19 protein-coding genes are annotated in these 24,306 nt (G+C 67.5%); 9 read left to right on the forward strand and 10 right to left on the reverse strand.

Translation table 11 applies throughout. The features are described from left to right. Positions 1–248: 248 nt before the first annotated feature. The 3 genes from F1640_RS07115 (at position 249) to rsmA (ending at position 3,446) form a co-directional block, all read left to right on the forward strand. Positions 249–1,541 (forward strand): peptidylprolyl isomerase, encoded by a 1,293-nt coding sequence (locus F1640_RS07115; protein WP_194921240.1) that lies wholly within the window; start codon positions 249–251, stop codon positions 1,539–1,541. Positions 1,542–1,608: 67 nt separating this feature from the next. Beyond that, positions 1,609–2,616, forward strand: a complete 1,008-nt coding sequence (gene pdxA, locus F1640_RS07120) for a 4-hydroxythreonine-4-phosphate dehydrogenase PdxA (protein WP_194918459.1) — start codon at positions 1,609–1,611, stop codon at positions 2,614–2,616. Continuing rightward, positions 2,613–3,446, forward strand: coding sequence for a 16S rRNA (adenine(1518)-N(6)/adenine(1519)-N(6))-dimethyltransferase RsmA (gene rsmA / locus F1640_RS07125; RefSeq protein ID WP_194918461.1), 834 nt, complete (start codon positions 2,613–2,615; stop codon positions 3,444–3,446). Before pdxA ends, rsmA begins: the two co-directional genes overlap by 4 nt. 8 nt (positions 3,447–3,454) lie before the next feature. Here the strand turns inward: rsmA and F1640_RS07130 are convergent, their stop codons facing one another. Together F1640_RS07130 and F1640_RS07135 are read right to left on the reverse strand one after the other, a co-directional pair. Beyond that, the gene (locus F1640_RS07130; protein ID WP_194918463.1) at positions 3,455–3,667 is read right to left on the reverse strand and encodes a DUF4287 domain-containing protein; all 213 of its coding nucleotides are present in this window, start codon (positions 3,665–3,667) and stop codon (positions 3,455–3,457) included. Between the two features lie 43 nt (positions 3,668–3,710). Beyond that, a complete protein-coding gene (locus tag F1640_RS07135) occupies positions 3,711–5,813 on the reverse strand; it encodes a malate synthase G (RefSeq protein ID WP_194918465.1) in 2,103 nt (700 codons plus the stop codon). Between the two features lie 104 nt (positions 5,814–5,917). On the opposite strand from F1640_RS07135, the gene F1640_RS07140 reads away from it, so the two are divergent. Next, the gene (locus F1640_RS07140) at positions 5,918–6,814 is read left to right on the forward strand and encodes a LysR family transcriptional regulator (RefSeq protein ID WP_194918468.1); all 897 of its coding nucleotides are present in this window, start codon (positions 5,918–5,920) and stop codon (positions 6,812–6,814) included. A gap of 13 nt (positions 6,815–6,827) precedes the next feature. On the opposite strand, the gene F1640_RS07145 is transcribed toward F1640_RS07140, so the two are convergent. Together F1640_RS07145 and F1640_RS07150 are read right to left on the reverse strand one after the other, a co-directional pair. Beyond that, entirely contained in the window at positions 6,828–8,363 is a 1,536-nt protein-coding gene (locus tag F1640_RS07145; RefSeq protein ID WP_194918470.1) for an acetyl-CoA hydrolase/transferase family protein, read from the reverse strand. Positions 8,364–8,576: 213 nt separating this feature from the next. Further along, positions 8,577–9,032 carry a peptidylprolyl isomerase gene (locus F1640_RS07150; RefSeq protein ID WP_124810023.1) on the reverse strand — a complete coding sequence of 152 codons (456 nt, stop codon included), beginning with the start codon at positions 9,030–9,032 and terminating at the stop codon, positions 8,577–8,579. A 113-nt stretch (positions 9,033–9,145) separates the two neighbouring features. On the opposite strand from F1640_RS07150, the gene mgtE reads away from it, so the two are divergent. Both mgtE and F1640_RS07160 read left to right on the forward strand, forming a co-directional pair. Then, entirely contained in the window at positions 9,146–10,606 is a 1,461-nt protein-coding gene (mgtE, locus tag F1640_RS07155) for a magnesium transporter (RefSeq protein ID WP_194918472.1), read from the forward strand. Positions 10,607–10,622: 16 nt separating this feature from the next. Next, entirely contained in the window at positions 10,623–11,048 is a 426-nt protein-coding gene (locus tag F1640_RS07160) for a DUF1489 family protein (protein ID WP_255530301.1), read from the forward strand. Positions 11,049–11,093: 45 nt separating this feature from the next. Here the strand turns inward: F1640_RS07160 and dnaA are convergent, their stop codons facing one another. The 5 genes from dnaA to F1640_RS07185 form a co-directional block, all read right to left on the reverse strand. Continuing rightward, the gene (gene dnaA, locus F1640_RS07165) at positions 11,094–12,491 is read right to left on the reverse strand and encodes a chromosomal replication initiator protein DnaA (RefSeq protein ID WP_124810064.1); all 1,398 of its coding nucleotides are present in this window, start codon (positions 12,489–12,491) and stop codon (positions 11,094–11,096) included. 563 nt (positions 12,492–13,054) lie between these two features. After that, positions 13,055–13,315: a 30S ribosomal protein S20 gene (rpsT, locus tag F1640_RS07170; RefSeq protein ID WP_124810021.1), complete on the reverse strand. Its 261-nt coding sequence runs from the start codon at positions 13,313–13,315 to the stop codon at positions 13,055–13,057. Between the two features lie 182 nt (positions 13,316–13,497). Next, entirely contained in the window at positions 13,498–14,550 is a 1,053-nt protein-coding gene (gene hemH / locus F1640_RS07175) for a ferrochelatase (protein WP_194918474.1), read from the reverse strand. Positions 14,551–14,555: 5 nt separating this feature from the next. Next, entirely contained in the window at positions 14,556–16,883 is a 2,328-nt protein-coding gene (locus F1640_RS07180) for a molybdopterin cofactor-binding domain-containing protein (RefSeq protein ID WP_309229216.1), read from the reverse strand. Positions 16,884–16,887: 4 nt separating this feature from the next. Next, positions 16,888–17,655, reverse strand: coding sequence for an Mrp/NBP35 family ATP-binding protein (locus tag F1640_RS07185; RefSeq protein ID WP_233497363.1), 768 nt, complete (start codon positions 17,653–17,655; stop codon positions 16,888–16,890). A 303-nt stretch (positions 17,656–17,958) separates the two neighbouring features. Between F1640_RS07185 and hflK the strand changes: the two genes are divergently transcribed. The 3 genes from hflK to F1640_RS07200 all read left to right on the forward strand — a co-directional run bounded on the left by hflK (position 17,959) and on the right by F1640_RS07200 (position 21,655). Continuing rightward, positions 17,959–19,149: a protease modulator HflK gene (gene hflK / locus F1640_RS07190; protein ID WP_255530302.1), complete on the forward strand. Its 1,191-nt coding sequence runs from the start codon at positions 17,959–17,961 to the stop codon at positions 19,147–19,149. A gap of 1 nt (position 19,150) precedes the next feature. Beyond that, positions 19,151–20,005, forward strand: coding sequence for a protease modulator HflC (gene hflC / locus F1640_RS07195; protein WP_124810018.1), 855 nt, complete (start codon positions 19,151–19,153; stop codon positions 20,003–20,005). A gap of 108 nt (positions 20,006–20,113) precedes the next feature. Next, on the forward strand, positions 20,114–21,655 hold the full coding sequence (locus tag F1640_RS07200) for a Do family serine endopeptidase (RefSeq protein ID WP_190287280.1): 1,542 nt from the start codon (positions 20,114–20,116) through the stop codon (positions 21,653–21,655). Positions 21,656–21,917: 262 nt separating this feature from the next. On the opposite strand, the gene F1640_RS07205 is transcribed toward F1640_RS07200, so the two are convergent. Continuing rightward, positions 21,918–24,143, reverse strand: a complete 2,226-nt coding sequence (locus F1640_RS07205) for a transglycosylase domain-containing protein (RefSeq protein WP_194918478.1) — start codon at positions 24,141–24,143, stop codon at positions 21,918–21,920. Positions 24,144–24,306: the final 163 nt, after the last annotated feature.

The raw sequence follows: 24,306 nt of genomic DNA on the forward strand, positions 1-24,306 counted from the left end.
GCCGTTCGGGGTTTTCCCCGCTTTCGCTTCCCTCGCCGTTGCAATACGGCTATCGCCGCGCCACTCAGCTTGGGTTAAGCCCGGCGATACCATTTGCCGGGAAATGCGCAGAAGGATGCCGGTGCGCCGGTTCGACAGGATATTCAGATTGCCATGACGCGTACCGTCCGCCTTCCTTCCCCGATCCGTCGTCCCCTGATCGGCCAGAGCGCGCTGGTTCTGGGCCTTGCCGCCATGGTCGCCGGCCGATCGCCTCGAGCGCGAGCGCGCAGGCCGTGCGGGAAAGTGCCGACGCCAACGGCGCCCTGAACATCCCGGCCAACCCCACCCTGTTCGGCAAGAGCGATCCCAACGTGCGCCGCGCCACGGCGATCGTGAACGGCGAGATCGTGACCGGCACCGACGTGGAACAGCGCCTGGCGCTGATCGTCAACGCCAACGGCAACAAGGTGGGACCAGAGGAAATGGACCGCCTGCGCCTGCAGGTGCTGCGCAACCTGATCGACGAAACGCTGCAGATCCAGGAAGCCAAGGCCGCCGACATCCAGATCGGCGACGACGAGGTGAACCAGACGTTCGAGCGCGTGGCCACGCAGAACTTCGGCCAGTCGGTGCCGGCGCTGGAAAAGTACCTCGCCTCGATCGGCTCGTCGGCCGCCTCGCTCAAGCGCCAGATCAAGGGCGAGCTTTCGTGGCAACGCCTGCTGCGCCGTAACGTTCAGCCGTTCATCAACATCTCGGACGGCGAAGTGCGCGAGATGATGGAGCGGCTTCAGGCGTCGAAGGGCACCGAGGAATACCGCATCGGCGAAATCTTCCTGTCGGCGACGGACGAAACCCAGCAGCAGGTCCGCGCCAACGCCGAAAAGATCGTCGAGCAGATCAAGCAGGGCGGCAGCTTCGTTGCCTATGCGCGCCAGTTCTCCGAAGCCTCGACGGCGGCGGTCGGCGGCGATCTCGGCTGGATTCGCCTCGGCCAGTTGCCCAACGAACTGGCCGCGGCCGCGACCGGCATGGCCCCGGGCCAGCTTGCCGGCCCGATCCCGATTCCCGGCGGCTTCTCGATTCTCTACCTGATCGACAAGCGCCAGGTGCTGACCGCCGACCCGCGCGATGCCGTGCTCAGCCTCAAGCAGATCTCGATCGCGTTTCCCAAGGGCACCACGGAAAAGCAGGCTGCCGACAAGGCCGCCGGCTTCGCCAGCATGGTGAAGTCGATCCACGGCTGCGGTGAGGCGGAAAAGGCCGCCGCCACGATCGGCGCATCGGTGGTCGCCAACGACCAGATCAAGGCGCGCGACCTGCCGGGTGCGCTGCAGGAAACGCTGCTCAAGCTCTCGGTCGGCGAGGCGACTCCGCCGTTCGGATCGATCGAGGACGGCGTGCGCGTGCTGCTGCTGTGCGGGCGTGACGATCCAAAGGTGGATTCCGGCCCCAGTTTCGACGAGTTGCAGCAGCAGATGGAAGACGATCGCGTCAACAAGCGCGCGCAGACCTATCTGCGCGATCTGCGGCGCGATGCGGTGATCGAATACAACTGACGCTGACCCCGCCGCGTCTTTGCGAATCCGCAAGGACCGGCGGCCCGGCGCATGACAGGGAACCGCTATGACGCTTTCCCTTCCCCTCGCCGCCAGCATCGGCGATCCCGCCGGTGTCGGCCCCGAACTGTTCTGCGCAGCCTGGGCGCTGAGCGGCGCCGAAGCCCTGCCCCCGTTCTTCGTAGTAGGCAGCCGGGCGCTGCTCGAACAGGCGGCGCATCGGCGCGGTATCGAGGTTCCGGTGCGCGCCATCGCCGGGCCGGACGAAGCGCTGGAGGTCTATGATACCGCGCTACCGGTCATAGACCTGGGAGACCTCCCTTATACCCCCGGCCAGCCCAACGAAGCCGGCGCGGCGCTCGCGCTGCGCGCGCTGGAAACGGCGACCGGCCTTGCCCGGTCCGGCACCGCGGCGGGCATCGTCACCGGCCCCATCGCCAAGAGCCGCCTTGCCGCGATCGGCTTCCGCCAGCCGGGGCAGACCGAATTCGTCGCCGAAGCCTGCGGCGTCACCCCCCGGAACGCGGTGATGATGCTGGCGGGGCCAAGCCTGCGCGTGGTGCCCGTGACCGTCCACGTCCCGCTGCGCGCCGTGCCCGAGCTGCTGACTGCCGAGCTTATCCGCACGCGCACCGCGATCACGGCGGCGGCGCTGGCGCGCGATTTCGGCGTCGCGCACCCCCGGCTGGCCATCGCCGGGCTGAACCCGCACGCGGGCGAGGACGGCCGCATGGGGCACGAGGATGCCGAGGTGGTCGCCCCCGCCGTCGCCGCGCTGCGCGCCGCCGGGATCGACGCGCGCGGGCCTTTGCCGGCGGACACGATGTTCCACGCCGAAGCGCGCGAAACCTATGACGCGGCGATCTGCATGTACCACGATCAGGCTCTGATCCCGCTTAAGGCGCTGGATTTCGACGCCGGCGTCAACGTCACGCTGGGGCTGCCGATCGTGCGCACCTCGCCCGACCATGGCACCGCCTTCGCCATCGCCGGAACGGGCACGGCGCGCGCGGGCGCGACCGTCGCCGCAATCCGCATGGCCGGGGAATGCGCGGTGCGCAGGCTTTCCGCATGACCGACCTGCCGCCCCAATTGCCGCCATTGCGCGAGGTGGTGAACCGCCACGGTCTGTTCGCCAGCAAGGCGCTGGGCCAGAACTTCCTGTTCGACGAACAGTTGCTGGACCGGATCGCCAAGGTGCCCGGCAACCTGCGCGGCGCCAACGTGCTGGAAGTCGGCCCCGGCCCCGGCGGGCTGACCCGCGCGCTGCTGCGCGCCGGGGCGAACGTGACCGCGATCGAGATGGACAAGCGCTGCCTGCCGGCGCTTGCGGAACTGTCGGATGCCTTCCCCGGCCAGTTGACCGTGATCGAGGGCGACGCGACGCGGATCGATCCCGCCACGCTGTTCGACGGGCCGTGGCATGTGGCCGCCAACCTGCCCTACAACGTCGGCACGCTGCTGTTCACCGGCTGGCTTTCCGGCCAGGAATGGCCGCCGCGCTGGCAATCGCTGACGCTGATGTTCCAGCTGGAAGTGGCCGAGCGCATCGTCGCCCGGCCCGGCACCGATGCCTATGGCCGGCTCGCCGTGCTGGCGCAGTGGCGCGCCAGCCCCATCATCGCGATGAAAGTGCACCGCAGCGCGTTCACCCCGCCGCCCAAGGTCATGTCGGCGATCGTGCATGTCGAGCCGGCGGCGATGCCCGCGGGCGTCTCCGCGCGGATGCTGGAACGGGTGACCGAGGCCGCCTTCGGCCAGCGCCGCAAGATGCTGCGCCAGTCGCTCAAGGGCCTGCCCGGCGCGCTGGACGTGCTGGAGCCACTGGGCATCGACCCCCAGCGTCGTGCCGAAACCTTGAGCGTCGAGGAATTCGTCGCGATCGCGCGTGCCCTGACGCCGTAAACGCCGGGCTAGCCGTCCGCCTCCGCCAGCGTGTGCGCCACGATGGCATTCGCGTGGCCATGGCCCAGGCCGTGCTGATCCTTCAGCATCGCCACCAGCTCCATATGCTTCGCCGGAAGCGCGGCGCGGACCAGCGCCTTCCATTCGGCGATCGGCTTGCCGTACTTTTTCTCGATCGACGGGAAGTACGATGCGGGTCCGGAGACTTTGGGCTCGGTCATGGCCGCGAAGCAACCATGCCGAGCCCTGCCCTGTCAATGCGGATCAGGCCGGCTCCGCCACCTTGGCGATCGCCGCCTTCTTCTTCTGCCGCCAGGCGTGCAGCAGCGGTTCGGTGTAGCCGTTGGGCTGCTCCACGCCCTTGAACACCAGATCGCAGGCCGCGCGGAACGCGAAGCTGGTGTCCCAGTTGCCCGCCATCGGCTCGTAGAGCGGATCGCCCGCGTTCTGCGCATCCACCTTGGCGGCCATGCGGTGCAACGAATCCAGGACCTGCTCCTTCGAGCAAACGCCGTGCAGCAGCCAGTTGGCGATGTGCTGGCTGGAAATGCGCAGCGTGGCGCGGTCTTCCATCAGGCCCACGTCGTTGAGGTCGGGCACCTTGGAGCAGCCGACGCCCTGATCGATCCAGCGCACGACATAGCCCAGCAGCCCTTGCGCGTTGTTGTCCAGTTCCGCGCGCACTTCGTCTTCCGACCAGTTCGCGCCCGCCGCCAGCGGCACCGCCAGCAGCGCATCCAGCCCCGGCGTTTCCTCCTTCGCCACGTCCTTCTGGACGGCGAAGACATCGACCTGGTGATAGTGCGTGGCGTGCAGCGTCGCGGCCGTGGGCGAAGGCACCCAGGCGGTGTTGGCGCCGGTCTTCGGATGGCCGATCTTCTGGTCCATCATGTCGCGCATCATGTCCGGCGCGGCCCACATGCCCTTGCCGATCTGCGCCTTGCCGGAAAGGCCATGGTGCAGGCCGATGCAGACGTTTCGCTTTTCATAGGCGGCGATCCAGCCGGAGGCCTTCATGGCACCCTTGCGGATCATCGCGCCGGCCTGCATCGAGGTGTGTATCTCGTCGCCCGTGCGATCGAGGAAGCCGGTGTTGATGAACACGATGCGGTCCTTCACCGCCGCGATGCAGGCAGCAAGATTGGCGCTGGTGCGGCGTTCCTCGTCCATCACGCCGACCTTGACGGTGTGGCGCGGCAGCCGGAGCAGGTCTTCCACCGCATCGAACAGGGTGTTGGTGAAAGCCACTTCCTCCGGCCCGTGCATCTTGGGCTTGACGATGTAGATGCTGCCGGTGCGGCTGTTGCGGAAGCGGCCAAGGCCCTTCACGTCGTGCGTGCTGATCGCCGAGGTGATGACCGCGTCCAGGATGCCTTCGGGGATTTCCGATCCATCGGCCAGCAGGATCGCCGGATTGGTCATCAGATGGCCGACATTGCGCACGAACAGCAGGCTGCGCCCCGGCAGGCTGAACGCCGATCCCGAAGGCGCGTGCCAGGTGCGGTCTTCCGCCAGCGTGCGGGTGATGGTCTGGCCACCCTTCTCGAACGTATCGGCCAGATCGCCCCGGATCACGCCCAGCCAGTTGGCGTAGGCCGCCAGCTTGTCCTCGGCATCGACCGCGGCGACCGAATCCTCCAGATCGACGATCGCGGTCAGCGCGGCTTCGAGCACGATGTCGGCAATGCCCAGCGGATCACCCTTGCCCACCGGGTGATTGCGATCGATCACCACTTCGATGTGCAACCCGTTGTGCTTGAACATCACCCCGCCATCGCGCGTGGCGTAAGGATGCGGGCATTCGCCGCCGGTCAGCGCCGCTTCCCAGCCGGGCAGCGCGCCATTGAGGAACTGGCGCCCGGCAGCGATCACCGCCGCGCCGCGCGCCTCGTCATACCCGCCGGGGCGCGCCGGCGGCGCATCGAGCGCGTCGGTGCCGTAGAACGCGTCATAGAGGCTGCCCCAGCGCGCGTTGGCGGCATTGAGCAGGAAGCGCGCGTTGAGCACGGGAACGACAAGCTGCGGCCCCGCCATCGTGGCGATTTCCTCGTCCACGTTCTGCGTGCCGATGAGGAAGTCCTCCGGTTCGGGCACGAGATAGCCGATCTCGGTCAGGAACGCGCGATAGGCGTCGGCGTCGATCGGCTGGCCCTTACGCGCCAGATGCCAGGCGTCGATCTGCGCCTGCAGCGCATCGCGCTTGGCCAGCAGCGCGCGGTTCTGCGGCACGAGGCGATCGCACAGCGCGGAAAAGCCCTGCCAGAAGGCGGCGGCGTCCTGCCCGATCGGCGCCAGCACGCGCTGTTCGAGGAAAGCCGCCAGCTGGTCATCGACCTTCAGACCGCTGCGTTCAACCCGTTCACTCATCGCTTGCTCCCATGCGCATCCATTCCGATGCGCGCATTCTAGCCTTCGGCCTTCTCGTTCGGTAGAGTGATTAAAGTTACGACAATCATTCTTCTGGAGAACCAATGGACGGGGATCGGGACTATCGGCTTTTCGCGCAGATCGTGGCCAGCGGCAGCTTGGCCGGCGCGGCGCGCGCGCTACGGCTTTCCCCCCCGATGGTGTCGAAGCGGCTGGCGCGGATGGAGGAGCGGCTGGGTGCCGAACTGATCCGGCGCACGACGCGGCGGCTGGAACTGACCGAACAGGGCGCGCGCTTCCATGCCGATGTGCTGGCGATCCTGGCGAGCATCGACGATGCCGAGGCGCGCGTCGCCGGGCGCACGCTGGCGCCGAAGGGTCCGCTGCGCATCGCCGCCCCCACCTCGTTCGGGCGCATGTTCATCGCCCCGCTGCTGCCCTCGTTCCTCGAACGCTTCCCCGAGGTGCGGATCGAGATCGAGCTGAGCGACGGCTTCACCGATCTGCTGGCGGAACGGATCGACCTGGCCATCCGCATCACCGCGCAAGTGGAACGCGGGCTGGAGGCGGTGCGGCTCGCGCCAAGCCGCCGCATCCTCTGCGCGTCTCCCGCCTATCTCGCCACGCACGGCACGCCGGCATCGATTCGCGACCTCGCCGGGCACCGTCTGCTCGCCGCGCGTGGCCAGTTGCCGTGGCGGCTCAGCGCCAACGGCCGGCCGGTGACGATCGACGCGGAGAGTGTGGTCGCCACCAATTCGAGCGAGGTCGTGCGCGAACTGACGCTGGGGGGCGTGGGCATCGCGCTGCGTTCGCTGTGGGACATTCGGCCAGACCTGGCCGAAGGGCGCGTGGTGCGCGTGCTGCCCGATCACCAGGGCAGCGACGACGTGGCGATCTATGCGATCCGGCCGGCGGGCCAGCACATGGCGGCCAGCGTCGGCGCGTTCACCGAACACCTGCGCCGCCATTTCAGCCCGGTGCCGCCGTGGGAGCGGTAAGCCGCCCACCCCGTCAGCCGGCTGGCGCCAACATCGAACCGGTATCGATATAGCGCTGGTGCCATGCCAGCGCCTCGGTCAGCAGCGTCGGCGAATGCTTGCCCCAGGAATCGCGCAAGGCACGCGCATAATAATCGGCCAGCATATCCCGGTATGCGGGATGCACGCAGTTGCCGATCACCAGTTCGGCGCGGCTGCGCGGAGGCAGCCCGCGCAGATCCGCCAGGCCCTGTTCGGTCACGATGATCTGCACGTCTTGGTCGATGTGATCGACGTGGCTGACCTGCGGCACGATCGTCGAAATCTGGCCGCCCTTCGCGGTCGATGGGGCCATGAAGATCGAGATATAGGCGTTGCGCGCGAAATCGCCCGACCCGCCGATGCCGTTCTGGATGCGCGATCCCATCAGGTGCGTGGAATTGACGTTGCCGTAGATGTCGGCCTCGACCATCCCGTTCATCGCGAGGCAGCCGAGCCGGCGGATCAGTTCGGGATGGTTGCTGATCTCCTGCGGGCGCAGTACCAGCCGGTCGCGATAGCGCGCCATATCGGCGTTGATCGTCTCGGCCGCTTCGGGGCTGAGCGAGAAGGCCGTGGCCGAAGCCATGCGCAGCTTGCCGGTGGAGAGCAGGTCAAGCATCCCGTCCTGCAGCACTTCGGTATAGGCGGTCAGGTTCTCGAAGGGGCTGTCCATCAGCCCCGACAGCACGGCGTTGGCGATGTTGCCCACGCCCGACTGGATCGGCAGCAGCGACGGCGGCAGGCGGCCCATCTTCACTTCGTGCGCGAAGAATTCCATCAGGTGCCCGGCGATGGCGCGCGCGTTGGCGTCTGGCGCCTTGAACGGCTGGTTGCGATCGGGCGAATCCGTTTCGACCACGGCGATCACCTTGGCGGGATCGCACCGGAACGTCGTCTGGCCGATGCGGTCTTCGGGGCGGATCAGAGGGATCGGCACCCGGTGCGGCGGCAGAGCGGTGCCGTAATAGACGTCGTGCATCCCGTGCAGCGCCTCGCTTTGCCAGCGGTTCACTTCGAGGATCACCTTGTCGGCGCGATCGAGCCAGGTCTTGTTGTTGCCGATTGACGAGGACGGCACCAGCGATCCGTCGGGCAGGATCGCGGTCACTTCGATCAGCGCGATGTCGAGCGGGCCAAGGAAGCCCTGCCACGCCATCGGCGCGACTTGCGACAAGTGCATGTCGAAGTAGTTCATCTCGCCGCGGTTGATCTGTTCGCGCGCGATCGGGTCCGAATTATAAGGCAGGCGGAAATCGATGCCCTTGGCCTTGGCCAGCGCGCCATCGAGTTCCGGGCCGGTCGAGGCCCCGGTCCAGACCTTGATGCGGAACGGATCGCCCGCGTCATGGGCCGCCTCGATCCGCTTTGCCAGCGCCAGCGGCACCGCCTTGGGATAACCCGCGCCGGTAAAGCCGCTCATGCCGACGGTGGAGCCGGGGGGTATCAGCGCGGCGGCGCCATCGGCATCGGTCACGCGCGCCTGAAGGGCCGGATGGGCAATGCGCTGCGAAAGGGAGGACTGAGACATGGGACTCTCCGCTGTTTGGCCGCGCGTAGACCCGTGGCGAGTGGTTGATAACCACTACTTCCGTCGTAGCAATTCCTTATATTCCCACGCAAAAGTGTAATTGCGCATAATGCAATCACCGGGATTTGGCGATTTATAGCGCATTTGCCCGGACATGAAAAAAGGGAACCGACGGGGTCGGTTCCCTTTTTGCAATCGAGCCGTGCCGGTCGATCAGGCCGAGACGATGCTCGCCTTGCGGATAACGCCGGGGTTTGCCGGCGGCTCGCCCTTGGGCAGCGCATCGACGTGTTCCATGCCGCTCTCGACCTGGCCCCAGACGGTGTACTGCTTGTCGAGGAAGCGCGCATCGTCGAAGCAGATGAAGAACTGGCTGTTCGCCGAATGCGGATAGCTCGTCCGCGCCATCGAGCAGACGCCGCGCACGTGCGGTTCGCTGTTGAATTCCGCCTGCAGGTCGGGCTTGTCCGAGCCACCCATGCCGGTGCCCTGCGGGCAGCCGCCCTGCGCCATGAAGCCCGGAATCACGCGGTGGAACTTCACGCCGTCGTAGAAGCCTTCGCCGACCAGTTCCTTGATCCGCGCCACATGATTGGGTGCAAGATCGGGGCGCAGCTTGATCACGACATCGCCGGAATCGAGCGAGAAGACGAGTTTCTCTTCAGCCATCTGTCACAAAATCCTTCCTTGTCTGCCGCCGATATAGGGTCTTCCCCGACAAAGTCACGCCATGCTCTTTTCGGGCGTTGCTTTTGGCTTGCGACCGCCTATCCCGGCCCTTGATGGAGCGCGAAGACGACCGGATCGACCTGGCCATCGACTTGGCCCTTGCCGACGGCGGCGATGCATCGCCGGCCGAGGAAAGCGCGCGCCATGCGGAGAGTCTGGACGAAGAACACAACACGCTGAAGCCGGCATTCATCCGCAAGGTCTGCGATGCGCTGGACGAAGGCGACCGCGACGCCGTCTATGACCTGGTCGAACCGCTGCACCCCGCCGACATCGCCGACCTGTTCGAGCTGATCGACCCCGAGGAACGCCCCCGGCTGGCCCGCGCCATCAACGACCTGATGGGCGGCGAAGTGCTCGCCGAACTCAACGATCACGTCCGCGAATCGCTGATCGACCAGCTCGATCCCGACGAAGTCGCCGAGCTGGCCGAGCAGATGGAGACCGACGACGCGGTCGCCCTGATCGAGGACCTCGACGAGGAGGACAAGGAAGCCGTCCTCGCCGAGCTCGATCCGGAAGACCGCGCCGCAATCGAAAGCGCGCTGTCCTATCCGGAAGAGACCGCCGGCCGCCTGATGAGCCGCGATCTGATCGCGGTGCCCGAACATCTCACCGTCGGCAATCTCATCGACTATCTGCGCGAAAACCAGGACCTCGCCACCGAGTTCTGGGAAGTGTTCATCGTCGATCACAAGCACCGCCCGATCGGCACCTGCGTGCTTTCGTGGATTCTGCGCACGCCGCGCGACGTGGCACTGGCGGACGTGATGAAGCGCGACCAGACGCTGATTCCGGTCACGATGGATCAGGAGGAAGTGGCGCTCCGCTTCCAGAAGTATGCGCTGATCTCCGCCGCGGTGGTCGACGAGGACGGGCGGCTGGTCGGCCAGATCACCGTCGACGACGTGGTCCACATCATCCAGGAAGAAGCGGGCGAGGACGCGCTGCTGCTGTCCGGCGCCGGCGATGGCGACATCAACGAACCGCTGCACCTCACCGTGCGCACGCGCCTGCTGTGGCTGCTGGTCAATCTGCCGACGGCGATGCTGGCCGCCAGCGTGGTCAGCCTGTTCGATGCCGAGATCGCGCGCTACGCGGTGCTGGCGACGCTGATGGGCATCGTCACCGGCATGGGCGGAAACGCCGGCACGCAGACTTTGGCCGTGATCGTGCGCGCCATCGCCACCAACCAGTTGACCAGCAGCAACACCCTGCGCGTGCTGAGCCGCGAGTTCCGCATCGCGGCGACCAACGGCGTTTCGCTCGGGACGCTGATCGGGATCGGCTCGTTCTTCATCTGGCACAGCGTGCCGCTGGCGCTGGTCTTCGCCGCCGCGATCTTCATCAACAACATGGTCGCCGGGCTGGCCGGGGTGTTCGTGCCCGTCACGCTCGATCGCATGAACATCGATCCGGCCACCTCTTCCGCGGTGTTCGTGACGATGTGCACCGATTGCATGGGCTTCCTGAGCTTCCTGGGGCTGGCGACACTGGCGGGAATCGGCGCCTGACGATGGACGATGCCTGATGGACGATGAAGGCCTGATGGACGATGAAGCCCCGCGTCTGCACATGACCAAGGTCGCCTATGGCGCGCAGTCGCTGACCGAGGTCCACGCCTGGTTCGCGCAGCGCGGACCGGAAGCGCGGCTGACCACGCGCTACCTGCCCAAGCGCCACGCCGAAATGGTCGGCGGATCGCTGTTCTGGGTGTTGAAGCACCAGCTCGTCGCCCGCTCGCCGATCCTGGGCTTCGAGGAAGCCGAGGGCGGCAAGACGCACATCGTCATCTCCACCCAGTTGATCGACGTCCACCCCGTGCCGCGCCGCGCGCACCAGGGATGGCGCTATCTGGAAGACAAGGACGCGCCGCGCGATCTGGCCATGGGGGAAGCGGGCGAAGCCCTGCCCGCCGGGCTGGCCGGCGAGCTGGCAAAGCTGGGTCTGGTCTGAAGCAATCGACAGGCGCGGGGCGTGTCAGGCCCGCCCCGTTTCCCGTCAGTCTTCGAGCTGGCGCAGCAGCGTGCGCACGTCACCGTCCATGTCGGCATCGCGCGTGCGCAGTTCCTCGATCAGCCGCACCGCGTGAATCACGGTGGAGTGATCGCGCCCGCCGAACTTGCGGCCGATTTCCGGATAGCTGCGCGGCGTCAGCACCTTGGCGAGATACATCGCCACCTGGCGCGGGCGAACCACGGCGCGGGCTCGGCGCTTGGAGGCCATTTCCGTGCGGTCCACGCGGTAGAACTGGCAGACCGTGCGCTGGATTTCGTCGATCGTGATGCGCCGGCGGTTGGCCGAGAGAATGTCGGTGAGCTGTTCCTCGGCCAGTTGCAACGAGACCGGCTGGCCAGTGAGCTGGGCGAAGGCGATCAGCTTGTTGAGGCCGCCGACCAGTTCCCGGATATTGCGGTTGATCGTGCGCGCGAGGAATTCGATCACGTCGGACGGAACCTGCGTGCTGGTGAAGCGCGACAGGCGGTGTTCGAGGATCTTGCGGCGCAGTTCGATGTCGGCCGGCTGAATATCGGCCACCAGCCCCATCGACAGGCGCGACAGCAGCCGCTGTTCGACCCCATCGAGCGCCTGCGGCGCGCGATCCGCCGCGACGACCAGCCGCTTGCCGGCGGCCAGCAGCGCGTCGATCGTGTGCAGGAATTCCTCCTGCGTGCTCGCCTTGCCGATGATGAACTGGATATCGTCGACCAGCAGCAGATCGAACCCACGCAGGCGCGCCTTGAACTCGATCATCTCGTTCTGGCGCATGGCCTGTACGAATTCGATCATGAAGCGCTCGGCCGAGCAGTAGAAGATGCGCGCGCCGGGCCGGTTCGCGGCATAGGCGTGGCCGATCGCGTGCAGCAGGTGCGTCTTGCCCTGCCCGGTCGAGGCCTTGAGATAGAGCGGCGAGAACTGGGGCGTCTCCAGCGCGGCCATGCGCTGCGCCGCGTTGACTGCCAGCACGTTGGCCGAACCGCTCACGAACTCCGCGAAGATCAGCGAGGGATCGAGGCCCGAAACCAGCGAATCCGACATGCCGATCGAAGCCGGGGTACGCACGGTGGCCGACGCCGCCGGCACCGGTGCATCGCCGCCGATGCGCAGTTCGGGCATGGCGCGGCGGCGCGGATGCACCGTGATGCGCACCTGACGCACTTCCGACCGCGCGATCTTCCACGCCAGCGACAGGCGATCGGCGAAGCGATCCGCCACCCAGTTCGCGGAGAACTCGGTCGGCAGGAACAGGTCGAGCGTGCCGGTTTCCTTGCAGAAGCTGCCAAGCTGGATCGGCTTGATCCACTGCCCGTGCAGCTGCGATCCCAGATCCTTTTTCAGACCCTGGCTGATGTCGGCCCAGTCCGCTGCCAGATCCAGCGCTTCCTGGTCCTCGATCATCCCGTCCCGTCCCTTCCTGCCTGAAACGGCTTCCGAGCCGCCCCCACGCGCAGCCGGTGCGCGGTAGCCGCCCGCGCTGCCAAATTCATCCATCTTCACGCGGCGCTGTCCCGACCTGATCAAGGCCTGCGACGACATCCCCCCGCCGCAGACATGACGAACCCCCGACCGCCGGCGGGGATTCCGCCAGCGGACTCGAACCATGCGATTTCCGTGACACCGTCACGCTGATCCCAGTGCTTGTTACGGCTCCGTGAGATCAACGATGCCGGTTCAGCCTGTCTATTGGTGACGGGGGGCGGAGCGCAAGCGTGGCGACGCAAAAAAACTGAAATAAATCGCCTTGACTCGCCAGACGCCGCGGAAATCAAATAAGTATTTGAAAAATATACGTTTCGCTACAGAGGCAAAGCGAATCGCGGAAAATCCATGACTTGCTGCGACCGCAAATAGTCACGGAACCGAAAAACGAAAAAGCCGGCGATGAAACCGCCGGCCTTTTCCTCTGTCAGATATCCGTATCGACCCTGAGCATCATCCCCGATGAGGGATGGGCGGTCGAATCAGAGAGCCGCGACTCGCTTGGTCAGACGCGACATCTTGCGCGCCACGGTGTTCTTGTGAAGCACACCGCGCGCCACGCCACGCGCCAGTTCCGGCTGCGCCGCCTTGAGCGCTTCAGCCGCCGCCGACTTGTCACCACCGGCGATCGCCGATTCGACCTTCTTCACGAAGGTGCGGATACGGGAAAGGCGGTTGCCGTTGATTTCGGCGCGACGTTCGTTGCGACGGATGCGCTTGCGGGCTTGCGGCGTATTGGCCATGTCTGTCCTGTTTCTGTCCTCTGGCGGGCCGTCCGGAGACGGACCGGGAAAATCCTGGTTGCTTGCACGTACAAGGCGGGCAAGCCCGCCGGAAAGCGGCGCCCATACCCACAGGCGGGCGAATCGTCAACAGATTCGACCGGTTTCCGGCGCCTCGTCCTTCGAAGATGCCGATAAGCGCTTTATAGCCACCCCGCAAGCTCGCGCCGCACGAGCGCTTCGAGCAGGCGGACGCCCTCTTCCCCCGCGTTGAGGCAGGAAAGCGTGGCAAAGTCGGTTCCGCCCGCCGCCAGGAAATCATCGCGGCCGCGAATCGCCAGTTCCTCCAGCGTTTCGAGGCAATCGGCGGAAAAGCCCGGCGCGGCCACGGCGATCCGCCGCGTGCCTTGGGCCGCTTCAGCCTTCAGCACGGCGTCGGTGGCCGGCTCCAGCCAGCGGGCACGCCCGAACCGCGATTGAAAGGTCGTTTCGATCCGCAGGCCGGCATGCGTATCCGCAAAAGCCTCCTGCAGCAGCCGGGACGTCTTGCGGCAATGGCAGTGATAGGGATCGCCCAGATGCAGCGTGCGCTCGGGCATTCCGTGGTAGCTCAGCAGAAGCAGTTCGGGCACGAAGTCCAGCACCGCCATCTGGCGGGAAAGATCGCGATGGAGCGCGGCGATGGCCAGCGGATCGTCGTGATAGGGCGGCAGCGTGCGCAGGGCCGGCAGGCGGCGGCGGCTGGCGATCCACGTGCCGAGCGCGTCGAGCGCGCTGGCCGTGGTGGCGGCGCAATACTGCGGATAGAGCGGCGCGAACAGGATGCGTTCGCACCCGGCCTCCACCAGCGCATCGAGTTCGCGCGCGATCGCCGGGTTCTGATAGCGCATGGCGTGGCGCACGATCACCGCATCGCCGGAATGCGCCTGCTCAAGACGGGCCTGCAACGCTGCCGCCTGCGCGGCGGTGATCGCGGCCAGCGGCGATCCGTCCCTGCCCCAGACCTGGCCATAGGCATGGGCCGACTTCGCCGGCCGCGTGTTGAGAATGATGCCGCGCAGGATCGGCTGCCAGAGCAGCGCGGGAATCTCGACCACGCGCCGATCGGACAGGAATTCCTTGAGATAGCGCTTCACGGCGCCGCGCTCGGGCGCGTCCGGCGTGCCAAGATTGACCAGCAGCACGCCGATCCGGCCGGTGGCGACCGGCGGGTGGTCGGCGGGCCGGTGATTGGCGGAGGATACGTTCACAGTCATGCGCGTCACAGACCTTCGGATAGCAGCGGCAACCGGCGAAACCGCAACCCCGTGGCCGAAAACAGGGCGTTGGCAATGGCGGGCGCGACCGCGACCACGGCCAGTTCCCCCGGATCGAACGGTTCCTCGCTGCTTTCGGCGAATGCAACATCGACTTTCGGGCAATCACCCAGCAAAGGCAGGCCGAGCTGCGCGAGGCGTCCCGACACCGGCAGCCCGCCGGCATAGGCCGTGCTGCCGCCGATGGCCTGCGCCAGCCCGAACACCAGGCCGCCCTCCACCTGCTGCCGGGCAATGTCCATGTTCACGATCCGGCCGATGTCGCAGAACACGGAAAGCCGGTCGACCCGGACCGCGCCTTCGTCCTGCCGGGCGGTGGCCACGACCGCGATGAAGCCGCTGCGCACCTGCCCGCTGCCCGTCGGCAGGTCCATGCGATGGCAGGCGATGCCCTGACCCGAAGCGTCCGCCCCGCCGCCCCACATCGCCATGCGCGCCACGCCGGAAAGGCAGGCGGCCAGGCGGGGCTGCCCGCCCAGCATGCCCATGCGGAACGCCAGCGGCTCCTGCCCGCCGGCATGGGCCAGTTCATCGACGAAGCTCTCGTTGCAGAACGCGGCATAGCCATGGGCATTGCCGCGATAGCGCGCGGTCGGCAGCGGCAGGCTGGCCGCGATGTGATCGACCGCCTTTTCCGGAATGCCATAAAACGGCAAAGCCCCTTCGCAGGCGAGCGGATCGGCCCTCCCCTCGCTCGCTTCCAGCGCGTCGGGCACGCCACGGTCATGCAGCAGCCGCAGGCCGGATTCGATCGCGGTCGGCGGCAGCGCCATGCGCGCGCGCCAGCCAAGGACATGCTGCTTATCGGGGCTGAGCGAACCGGCCAGCTCGGCCGAAACCGGCGCGCGCGGCAGGCCGGCCAGCGATTCCTGCCAGCGCGACCAGACGAGTTGCACCGGGCGGCCCACCTGCCGCGCGATCGATGCCGCCTCCGCCGCCACGCGGCTGTCGAGCCGCGCATCAAAGCTGCCGCCGGCGTGCATCGGATAAACGATCACGTCCGCGCGCGAGACGCCGGCCGCCAGCGCGCCGGCGCGGCGCACCCGTTCGGGCGCCTGCGTCGCCACCCACAGCTCCAGCTTGCCGTCGCGCAGCCGCGCCGTGGCCGTGGCCGTTTCCAGTGGCGCGTGCAGCGCCGGCTCGACATCGTAGCGAGCGGCAAGCCCCAGCTTCCCCGGCCCGGCCTTTTCCAGCAGGGCATCGGGATCGCCATCCGCGGCAACGCGGACGGGACGGCCCTTTTGCAGCGCGGTATTGAGCGCCTGGTCGATCGCGGCACTGTCCGCGATCGGGCCGGCCGCCCGGAAACGCGGCTCCATCGCCTTAACCGCCTTGTTCGCCGCGTGCCAGGTCGTCGCCACCGCCGCCAGCCAGCGCTTGGCATGGACCACGCCGACAAGGCCGCGCACGCCCGCCGCCGCGTCCTTGTCGTGGCTGGAGAGCACGCTGTTGCCCTGCGGCCCGTGCGCGATCGCGGCGAAGACCATGCCCGGCAACCGAACATCCCCCGCGAACACGAAGCTGCCGTCCGCCTTGGCCGGCAGATCGAGCCGGGGATAGCGCGCCCGCGCGCCTTCGGGAAAATCGCGCGGCCTTTCCGCCGGCGCCCCGGCGCGCAGCACCGGCGGATCGGGCGGGTCGTAGGCCAGCGCCTTTTCCAGCAGCGCGGCGAAGGCCAGCCGCTTGCCGCCATGGATCACGAAATGATCCCGCGCCTCGCATTCCTCCCAGCCGACGTTCCATTCCGCCGCCGCCGCCTTGGCCAGCATCGCCCGCACGCCGGCGGCGGCCGCGCGCAGCGGTTGTTCGAAAGCGGCCAGCGCGGTGCCATCCGCGGTTATCATCATCGGCTCGCGTTCGGCCTTCAGCCGGGCGAGCATCCCGTCCGGATTCTCCGCCAGCCCCGCGCCCAGCGGCATCCACAGCGGCGCCCAGTGCGCGGCCAGCACCGGATCGGCATAGACCGGGCTGACCGGCGCGGGTTCCACGCCCACACGCCGCCAGTCCGCGCCCAGTTCCCACGCGACGATCTGCGCGACGAGCGTGGTGATGCCCTGCCCCATCTCGCAGAACGGCACGGCGACGCTGACCGCGCCATCCGCCGCCATCCGGATGAAGGCGTCGAAAACATGCTCGCCATCGCCCGCGCGCAATGGCGTGGCGTAGTGGCGCGGCACCAGCGAGAACGCCAACAGCAGGCCGCCACCCGCCGCGGCGGCGCCGGCCGCACCGACCAGCAGCCCCCGCCGGGTCAGCCGCCCGCCCAGCGCCACGCGATCAGCCCTGCCCGTCCAGCCAGCGCAGCACGCCGCGCGCGATCGTGGCGAAGGCTTCCGCCTGCGGCCCTTCGCCCGCCGCCGGCGGGTGGCCCGCATCGCTGTCGCGCCGGATCGCCAGGTCCAGCGGCACGCGGCCCAGGAACGGCAGGTTCATGGTCTTCGCCGCCGCCTCCGCGCCGCCGATGCCGAACGGGTCGCTCTCTTCCCCGCAATGGGGGCAGATATAGCCGGCCATGTTCTCGACCAGACCGATCAGCGGCACCTGCCCCTGTTCGAACAGCCCGATCGCGCGGGTCGCATCCATCAGCGCCAGATCCTGCGGCGTGGACACGATCACCGCGCCGGCGGGCTTGTGCTTCTGCAGCATGGTCAGTTGCACGTCGCCGGTGCCCGGCGGCAGATCGACGACGATGATCTCGGCATCGCCCCAGTGCGCGTCGATCAGCTGGCCCAGCGCGTTGCCCGCCATCGGCCCACGCCAGGCGATCGCCTGCCCGGGCTGGACAAGGTGCCCCATCGAGAGCATCGGCACGCCGAACGGACTAGGCACCGGGATCATCTTGTTGCCTTCGGCCTCCGGGCGGCGGCCCTCGGTCGCCAGCAGGCGCGGCTGCGAAGGGCCGTAGATATCGGCATCGACCAGCCCCACCTTGCGCCCCAGCCGCGCCATGGCGACCGCGAGATTGGCCGAGAGCGTCGACTTGCCCACGCCGCCCTTGCCCGAACCGACCGCGATGATGCGGCGCTGGCGCTTCTCCGCGGTCATCGCCAGCCGCACGTCCTGCGCGCCCGCCTTGCGCGCGGCGTCGCGCACCGCCATTTCCAGCCGGTCCCGCTCCATGCGGTCCATCCCGCCGACGTCCAGCACGATCGTGGCGATGCCATCCGCACCGCGCAGCGATTCCAGCCGCGCGCCGGCCAGTTCCTCAAGGGCGCTTCGCAGCGCGTCTTCGTTCAGACTCACGTGTTTTCCTGTTCTTCCGGGCCTTCCAACTCGCGCGCGTCCTAGCAGATGAATTTTGGGGAGGAGACACTGTTTTTCCGCGAAACCCGTTCCTATAACGACCTCATGAGCAGTTTTGGCGAGCGGATGACGCGCATCAGCCTGGCGATGGCCGGCAAGAAAAGCCCATGGGGCGATCCTGACGGCGCCGACGGCAGCGAGCCGGGTGGCGCCGCGCCTTCGGCCACGGGTGGCGAGGACGCCGATGCGCCGGACGGGCCGGCGGGCGAAAAGCCGCAGGAGCCGAAGCAGCCGAACGGCCCCCGCAATCCCTGGCTGCCGCCTTCGTCGGGCGAAGGTCGGCGCTCCGCCAGCATCGAGGACATCTTCCGCGCGCGCACCGGGCGCGGCCGTCCTGGCGGAGGCGATGGCGGCGGCGGCAAGGGGCCGACGCTGCCGCGCCTGCCGCAGCGGCCGGACGGCAAGTCGTGGCTGCCGATCGGCATCGCGCTGGTCGCGGCCGTTTGGCTGGGCGCTTCCATGGTCCATCGCATCTCGCCGCAGGAAAAGGGCGTGGTGACCACGTTCGGCAAGTATTCGCGGATGCTGGACCCCGGCATGGCGCTGACGCTGCCCTGGCCGATCCAGTCGGTCGCGACGCAGGACGTCACCTCGATCCGCCGGGAATCGATTCCGGAAGGCGATGGCGAGAAGCTGATGCTCACGGGCGATCAGAACCTTGTCGACCTGTCGTACCTCGTGCGCTGGAACATCAAGAACCTGAAGCTCTATTCGTTCCAGCTGGCCGATCCGGACCAGACGGTGCGCGAGGTGGCCGAAGCGGCGATGCGCCAGTCGATCGCCGAAGTCACGCTGAACGACGCCATGGGCGCAGGCCGCGCCTCGATCGAACAAAGCGCGCGCGACCGGATGCAGAAGGTGCTCGACGCCTACCGTTCGGGCATCCTGATCCAGGGCGTGGACATCAAGAAAGTGGACCCGCCCGCCAAGGTGGTGGACGCATTCAAGGAAGTGCTGGCCGCACAGCAGGACGCGCAGAGCGACGTCAACCGCGCGCAGGCCTGGGCGCAGCAAACCACCGCGCGCGCGCAGGGCGATGCAACCGCGTTCGACAAGGTCTATGAACAATACAAGCTGGCCCCGGAAGTGACGCGGCGCCGGATGTACTATGAAACGATGGAACGCGTGCTGAGCCAGACCGACAAGGTGATCGTCGAAACGCCGGGCGTCACGCCCTATCTGCCGTTGCCGCAACTCATGCAGCAACCCAAGCCCGCACCGACGGAGGGCCGCTGACATGGGCGGCTTCTTCGAGAACCTGTGGCGCGAACAGAAGGTGCTGCTCGGCGTGCTGGCCGCGGTGCTGCTGCTGGCGATCAGTTCGCTGATCGTCGTCGATGAAAAGGAACAGGTGCTGATCGTCCGGCTGGGCGATCCCGTGCGCGTGATCAACCGTTTCCGGCCCAACACCGACTACGGCCAGACCGGAGCGGGCCTGAGCTGGCGGATTCCGTTCTTCGAACAGGCCGTGCGCATCGACAAGCGCGTGCTGGACGTCGACCTGGAACGCCAGCAGGTGACCTCGGCCGACCAGCGCCGGCTGGAGGTGGACGCCTATGCCCGCTACCGCGTGATCGATCCGGTCAAGATGTACCAGACCGCCGGCACGGTGGACCGCGTTTCCGAACAGCTCCAGCCAATCCTCAATTCGGCGCTGCGCCAGGAACTGGGCAACCGCACCTTCGCCTCGCTGCTGACCGCCGAACGGGGGCAGGCCATGGCCAACATCCGCGCCGGGCTGGACAGCGAAGCGCGCGAATACGGCGCGCAAGTGATCGATGTGCGGATCAAGCGGGCGGATCTGCCCGACGGCACCCCGCTGGACAGCGCCTTCACCCGGATGAGCACCGCGCGCCAGCAGGAGGCGGCGACGATCCGCGCGCAGGGCTCGAAGAACGCGCAGATCATCCGCGCCGAAGCGTCCGCTTCCGCCGCGAAGACCTATGCCGACAGCTTCGGCAAGGACCCGGCGTTCTACGACTTCTACCGCGCGATGCAGAGCTATGACGCGACCTTCGCGCAGAAGGGCAGCAGCACCTCGATCGTGCTGTCGCCGGACAACGAATATCTGAAGCAGTTCAGGGGAAAGTAGGAACCGCGTCATTCAAATCCCGTTCATGCAACAAAGCGTGAAAAACGGGGCGGGATCTCACGCGGCGGCACTCCGCCCCAATCGAACAGACAAGAAGGAAATGGCCACGTGCGATATGCTTATGGTGTGACTACGGCCCTGCTCCTCGCCGGCAGCGCTCTGACGCTGGTCACCGGATTTCCCGCCGGGGCGCAGGTCGCGCAGAACGACAGCGCGCAGATGCAGGCGGTCGTCCCCCGCGCCGGCGCGCCGGCCAGCTTCGCCGACCTGACCCAGCAGCTTCAGCCGGCAGTGGTGAACATCTCCACCCGCCAGCGGGTGAAGGTGCAGAACAACAATCCGTTCGCCGGCACGCCCTTCGGCGATCTGTTCGGCGGCGGCCAGGGCGGCGGCGGCACCACCACGCGCGAGGCGCAGTCGCTGGGATCGGGCTTCGTCATTTCCGCCGACGGCTATGTGGTGACCAACAACCACGTCATCACCGCCGACGGCCAGGGTGAGGTCGAATCGATCACCGTGACGATGACCGACGGCACCGATTATCCAGCCAAGCTGATCGGCCGCGATGCCGCATCCGACCTCGCGGTGCTGAAGATCAGCAGTTCCAAGCCCTTCCCGTTCGTGAAGTTCGGGGATTCGCGCAAGGCGCGCGTGGGCGACTGGGTGATCGCGATCGGCAACCCGTTCGGCCTGGGCGGCACCGTCACGCAGGGCATCATCTCGGCGGTCTATCGCAACACCGGTTCGGGTTCGGCCTATGACCGCTATCTGCAGACCGACGCATCGATCAACCGGGGCAACTCGGGCGGTCCGATGTTCGACATGCAGGGCAACGTGATCGGCATCAACAACGCGATCTTTTCGCCCACCGGCGGCAGCGTGGGGATCGGGTTCGCCATTCCCGCCGAAACCGCCGCGCCGATCGTGGACAAGCTGATCAAGGGCCAGGCGATCGAACGCGGCTATCTGGGCGTGCGCATCCAGCCGCTGTCGGACGATCTGGCCGCTTCGCTGGGTCTGGCCAAGAAACGCGGCGAATTCATCCAGTCGGTGGAGCCGGGCCATGGCGCGGCCAAGGCCGGCATCCAGGCGGGCGACGTGGTCGTCTCCGTGGCGGGCAAGGAAGTGACGCCGGAACAGACGCTGTCGTTCATCGTCGCCAACACCGCGCCCGGCACGCGCATCCCGATCGAACTGGTCCGCAACGGCCAGCGCCTGACCGTGAACGCGGTGGTGGACAAGCGCCCGACCGAAGAGGAACTGGCCAAGCAGAGCTTCGATCCCGACGCGCAGGATCAGGACGACAGCTTCGGTGGCAAGAGCCAGAGCCAGAAGCAGAACGGCACCGTGATCCAGCAGTCGCTGGGCCTGGCCGCTATTCCGCTGACCACCCAGATCGCCCGCCAGCTTGGCGCCAGCGACGATACGCGCGGCGTGGTGGTCACGGCGGTCGACGATTCGTCGGACGCCGGCTCCAAGGGGCTGCAGCGCGGCGACATCATCCTGTCGGCCAATTACCGCGCGCTGACCAGCATCGCCGATCTCGAAGCCGTGGTGCGCGCCGCCAAGGCGGAAAACCGCGAAGCCGTGCTGCTGCGCGTCCAGCGCCGCGGCCAGCCGGCGATCTACGTGCCGGTGCGCCTGCGCTGACCGCACGGGCGCGATAGCGGAACACGAAGAAGGAGGGCCTTACCGCCCTCCTTTTTTGTTGGCGGTTGGAAGGTGGGTGGCTGCCCACCCCCGGCCCCTCCCGCCAGCGGGAGGGGAGAAGAAGGGGCGGCCCCTCCCGCAAGCGGGAGGGGAGCGAGACTTGCGTCGCCGCAGGCGGCGCTAGTCGCAGCGGGGTGGGCTTTCCGCGCTCCGCGTTTGCATCTGATGGAACCAGCCTTCCCGACCGAGCGCAAGCAAACGATCAGGGGTTGCCCTGCCCTCCGCCAACGGTGGCGCGGGTGCCGCCGGTCGGCCGGGGGCGCGGTGCGGCCTGGCCGTTGGCGTCGTTCCGGCCCCGCCCGATCGCGCGGTCGAGGAAATCGTCGTTCGCAGCCGCCGGGCCGCTGCCATCGGCGCCGTTGCCATCGCGGTAGGTCGGCTGGCGTTCGCGCTGCGCCCCCGGGGGCGTGTTGCTGCCGATACCCGGCGCGCCGCCTGCTGGACCGTTCCCCGGCCCACCCGGTGCGCCGCCTGCCGGGGCCTGCCCGCCCTGGTCGACCAGATTGCCGTTCTCATCCACGTAGAAGTAGTTGTCGGAATTGTTGAGCAGCGCCTCGTCGTCGGGTTCGAGCTGCCATTGCGGCAGCTTGAGTTCGGTATCGAACTTCTCCGCCGGGCGCTTGGCGGTGGCGACTTTCATGTAGGCCGCGAACGCGCGCGCCGGCGCGGTGCCGCCCTGCAATCCCGGCACCGCGTGGGCATCGTCGCGCCCCATCCATACGCCGGTGGTGATGCCGCTGGAAAAGCCGAGGAACCAGCCATCCTTGTTCGAGCTGGTCGTTCCGGTCTTGCCTGCCACCGGCCGGCCGATCTGCGCGGCGCGGCCCGTGCCGATGCTGACCGCGGTCTGCAGCAGATCGGTGATGCCCGCCGCGACATACGTGGGCACAAGCTGCTGCGACGCATCAGGGCGGTGGCTATAGACCACCTCGCCGTCCGTGGTGGTGATCTTGCGAATGCCATAGGGCGTGACCGACGCGCCCTTGTTCTGCACCGCGGCGAAGGCGCGCACCATGTCGATCACGCGCACGTCGGACGTGCCCAGCACCATCGAGGGCAACGTGTTGATCGGCGTGGTGATGCCGAAGCGGCGGGCCATGTTGGCCACCGCGCCGAAGCCTACCTCGTTGCCGAGCTGCGCGGCCACGGTGTTCTTGGAATAGGCGAAGGCGGTGCGCACATCGATTTCGCCGGCGTAAGTGCCGCCCGAATTGCGCGGCGACCACCCGTCGATCGTGACCGGCGCATCGACCACGCGCGAATCCGGCGTGTAGCCAGCCTCGAGCGCGGCGAGATAGACGAACAGCTTCCACGCCGAGCCGGGCTGGCGCACGGCGTTGGTGGCGCGGTTGTAGTTGGACGTCACGTAATCCGTACCGCCCACCATCGCCAGCACCGCGCCATCGCGGTCCACGCTGACCATCGCGCCTTGTGCGCCCTTGGGAGCATAGCCCTGGATCGCGCTGGTCGCGGCGCGCTGCATGACGGGGTCAAGCGTGGTCCAGACCTCGATCGGCTGGTCGTTTTCCGGCAGGATCAGGTCCAGTTGCGGCAGAACCCAGTCCGTGAAGTAGCGCGCGGAATTCTGCCCCTCCTCACCCGCCAGCTTCACGTCCTTGAAATTGACCGCCGCGGCGTCGGCGGGCGTGATCGTGCCGTTGCGCTGCATCACGTCGAGCACGACCTTGGCGCGCCCGACGGCGGCCTCGGCATCGGCAGTCGGCGAATAGTGCGAAGGCGCTTTCACCAGCCCGGCGATGATCGATGCCTCGGCCAGCGACAGGCGCTCGCCCGAATGGCCGAAGAACTTGCGCGCGGCGGAATCGACGCCATAGGCACCGCCACCGAAATAGACCTTGTTGAGATAGAGTTCGAGGATCTGGTCCTTGGAGAACTTCTGCTCCAGCGCCAGCGCCAGCACCGCCTCGCGCAGCTTGCGGTCGAAGGTGCGGCTGTTGTTGAGGAAGATGTTGCGGGCAAGCTGCTGCGTGATCGTGGAGCCGCCCTGCCGCCAGCGCCCGCTTTCGACGCGGACCATCAGCGAACGGGCAATGCCCAGCGGGTCCACGCCCCAGTGTTCGCGATAACGCCGGTCTTCCACCGAAACCATCGCATCGCGCATCACGCGCGGGATGCGATCGTAGGGAATCCACCGGCCGTAGCTTGGCCCCAGGGTGACGATTTCCGACCCGTCGTTGGCGCGTACCACGATCATCTGGCCGGCCTGGCTGGACTTCAGCTTCTCGTAGCTCGGCAGCGAACGCGCGGTGACGAACACCGCCACCGCCGCGCCGATCACCGCGAGGAGCGCAAGGCCGCCGCCCCAGACGAAAATGCGCCGTATCCAACGGCGGAAGGCCGATGGCTTCTTCGGCGCGCGGGAAGAGCCGCCCGAATCCGGGCTGCGTGGAATATCCCGTCTGGCCATCAGTCTTCTACCGGACCTTTCCGTCTACTGCGAACCATGCTGGCGGGAGCAACACGGCATCCGGCATGGATGGCCCCCAACGCGAACCGCCCTTTGCATAGGCTATTTGTAACGCAGGGTTAATCGGAAGTTTTCCCGCGCGGGGAAAAGGCCACGTCCGGCC

The organism is Novosphingobium sp. NBM11, from assembly GCF_015390225.1.
GTDB lineage: Bacteria > Pseudomonadota > Alphaproteobacteria > Sphingomonadales > Sphingomonadaceae > Novosphingobium.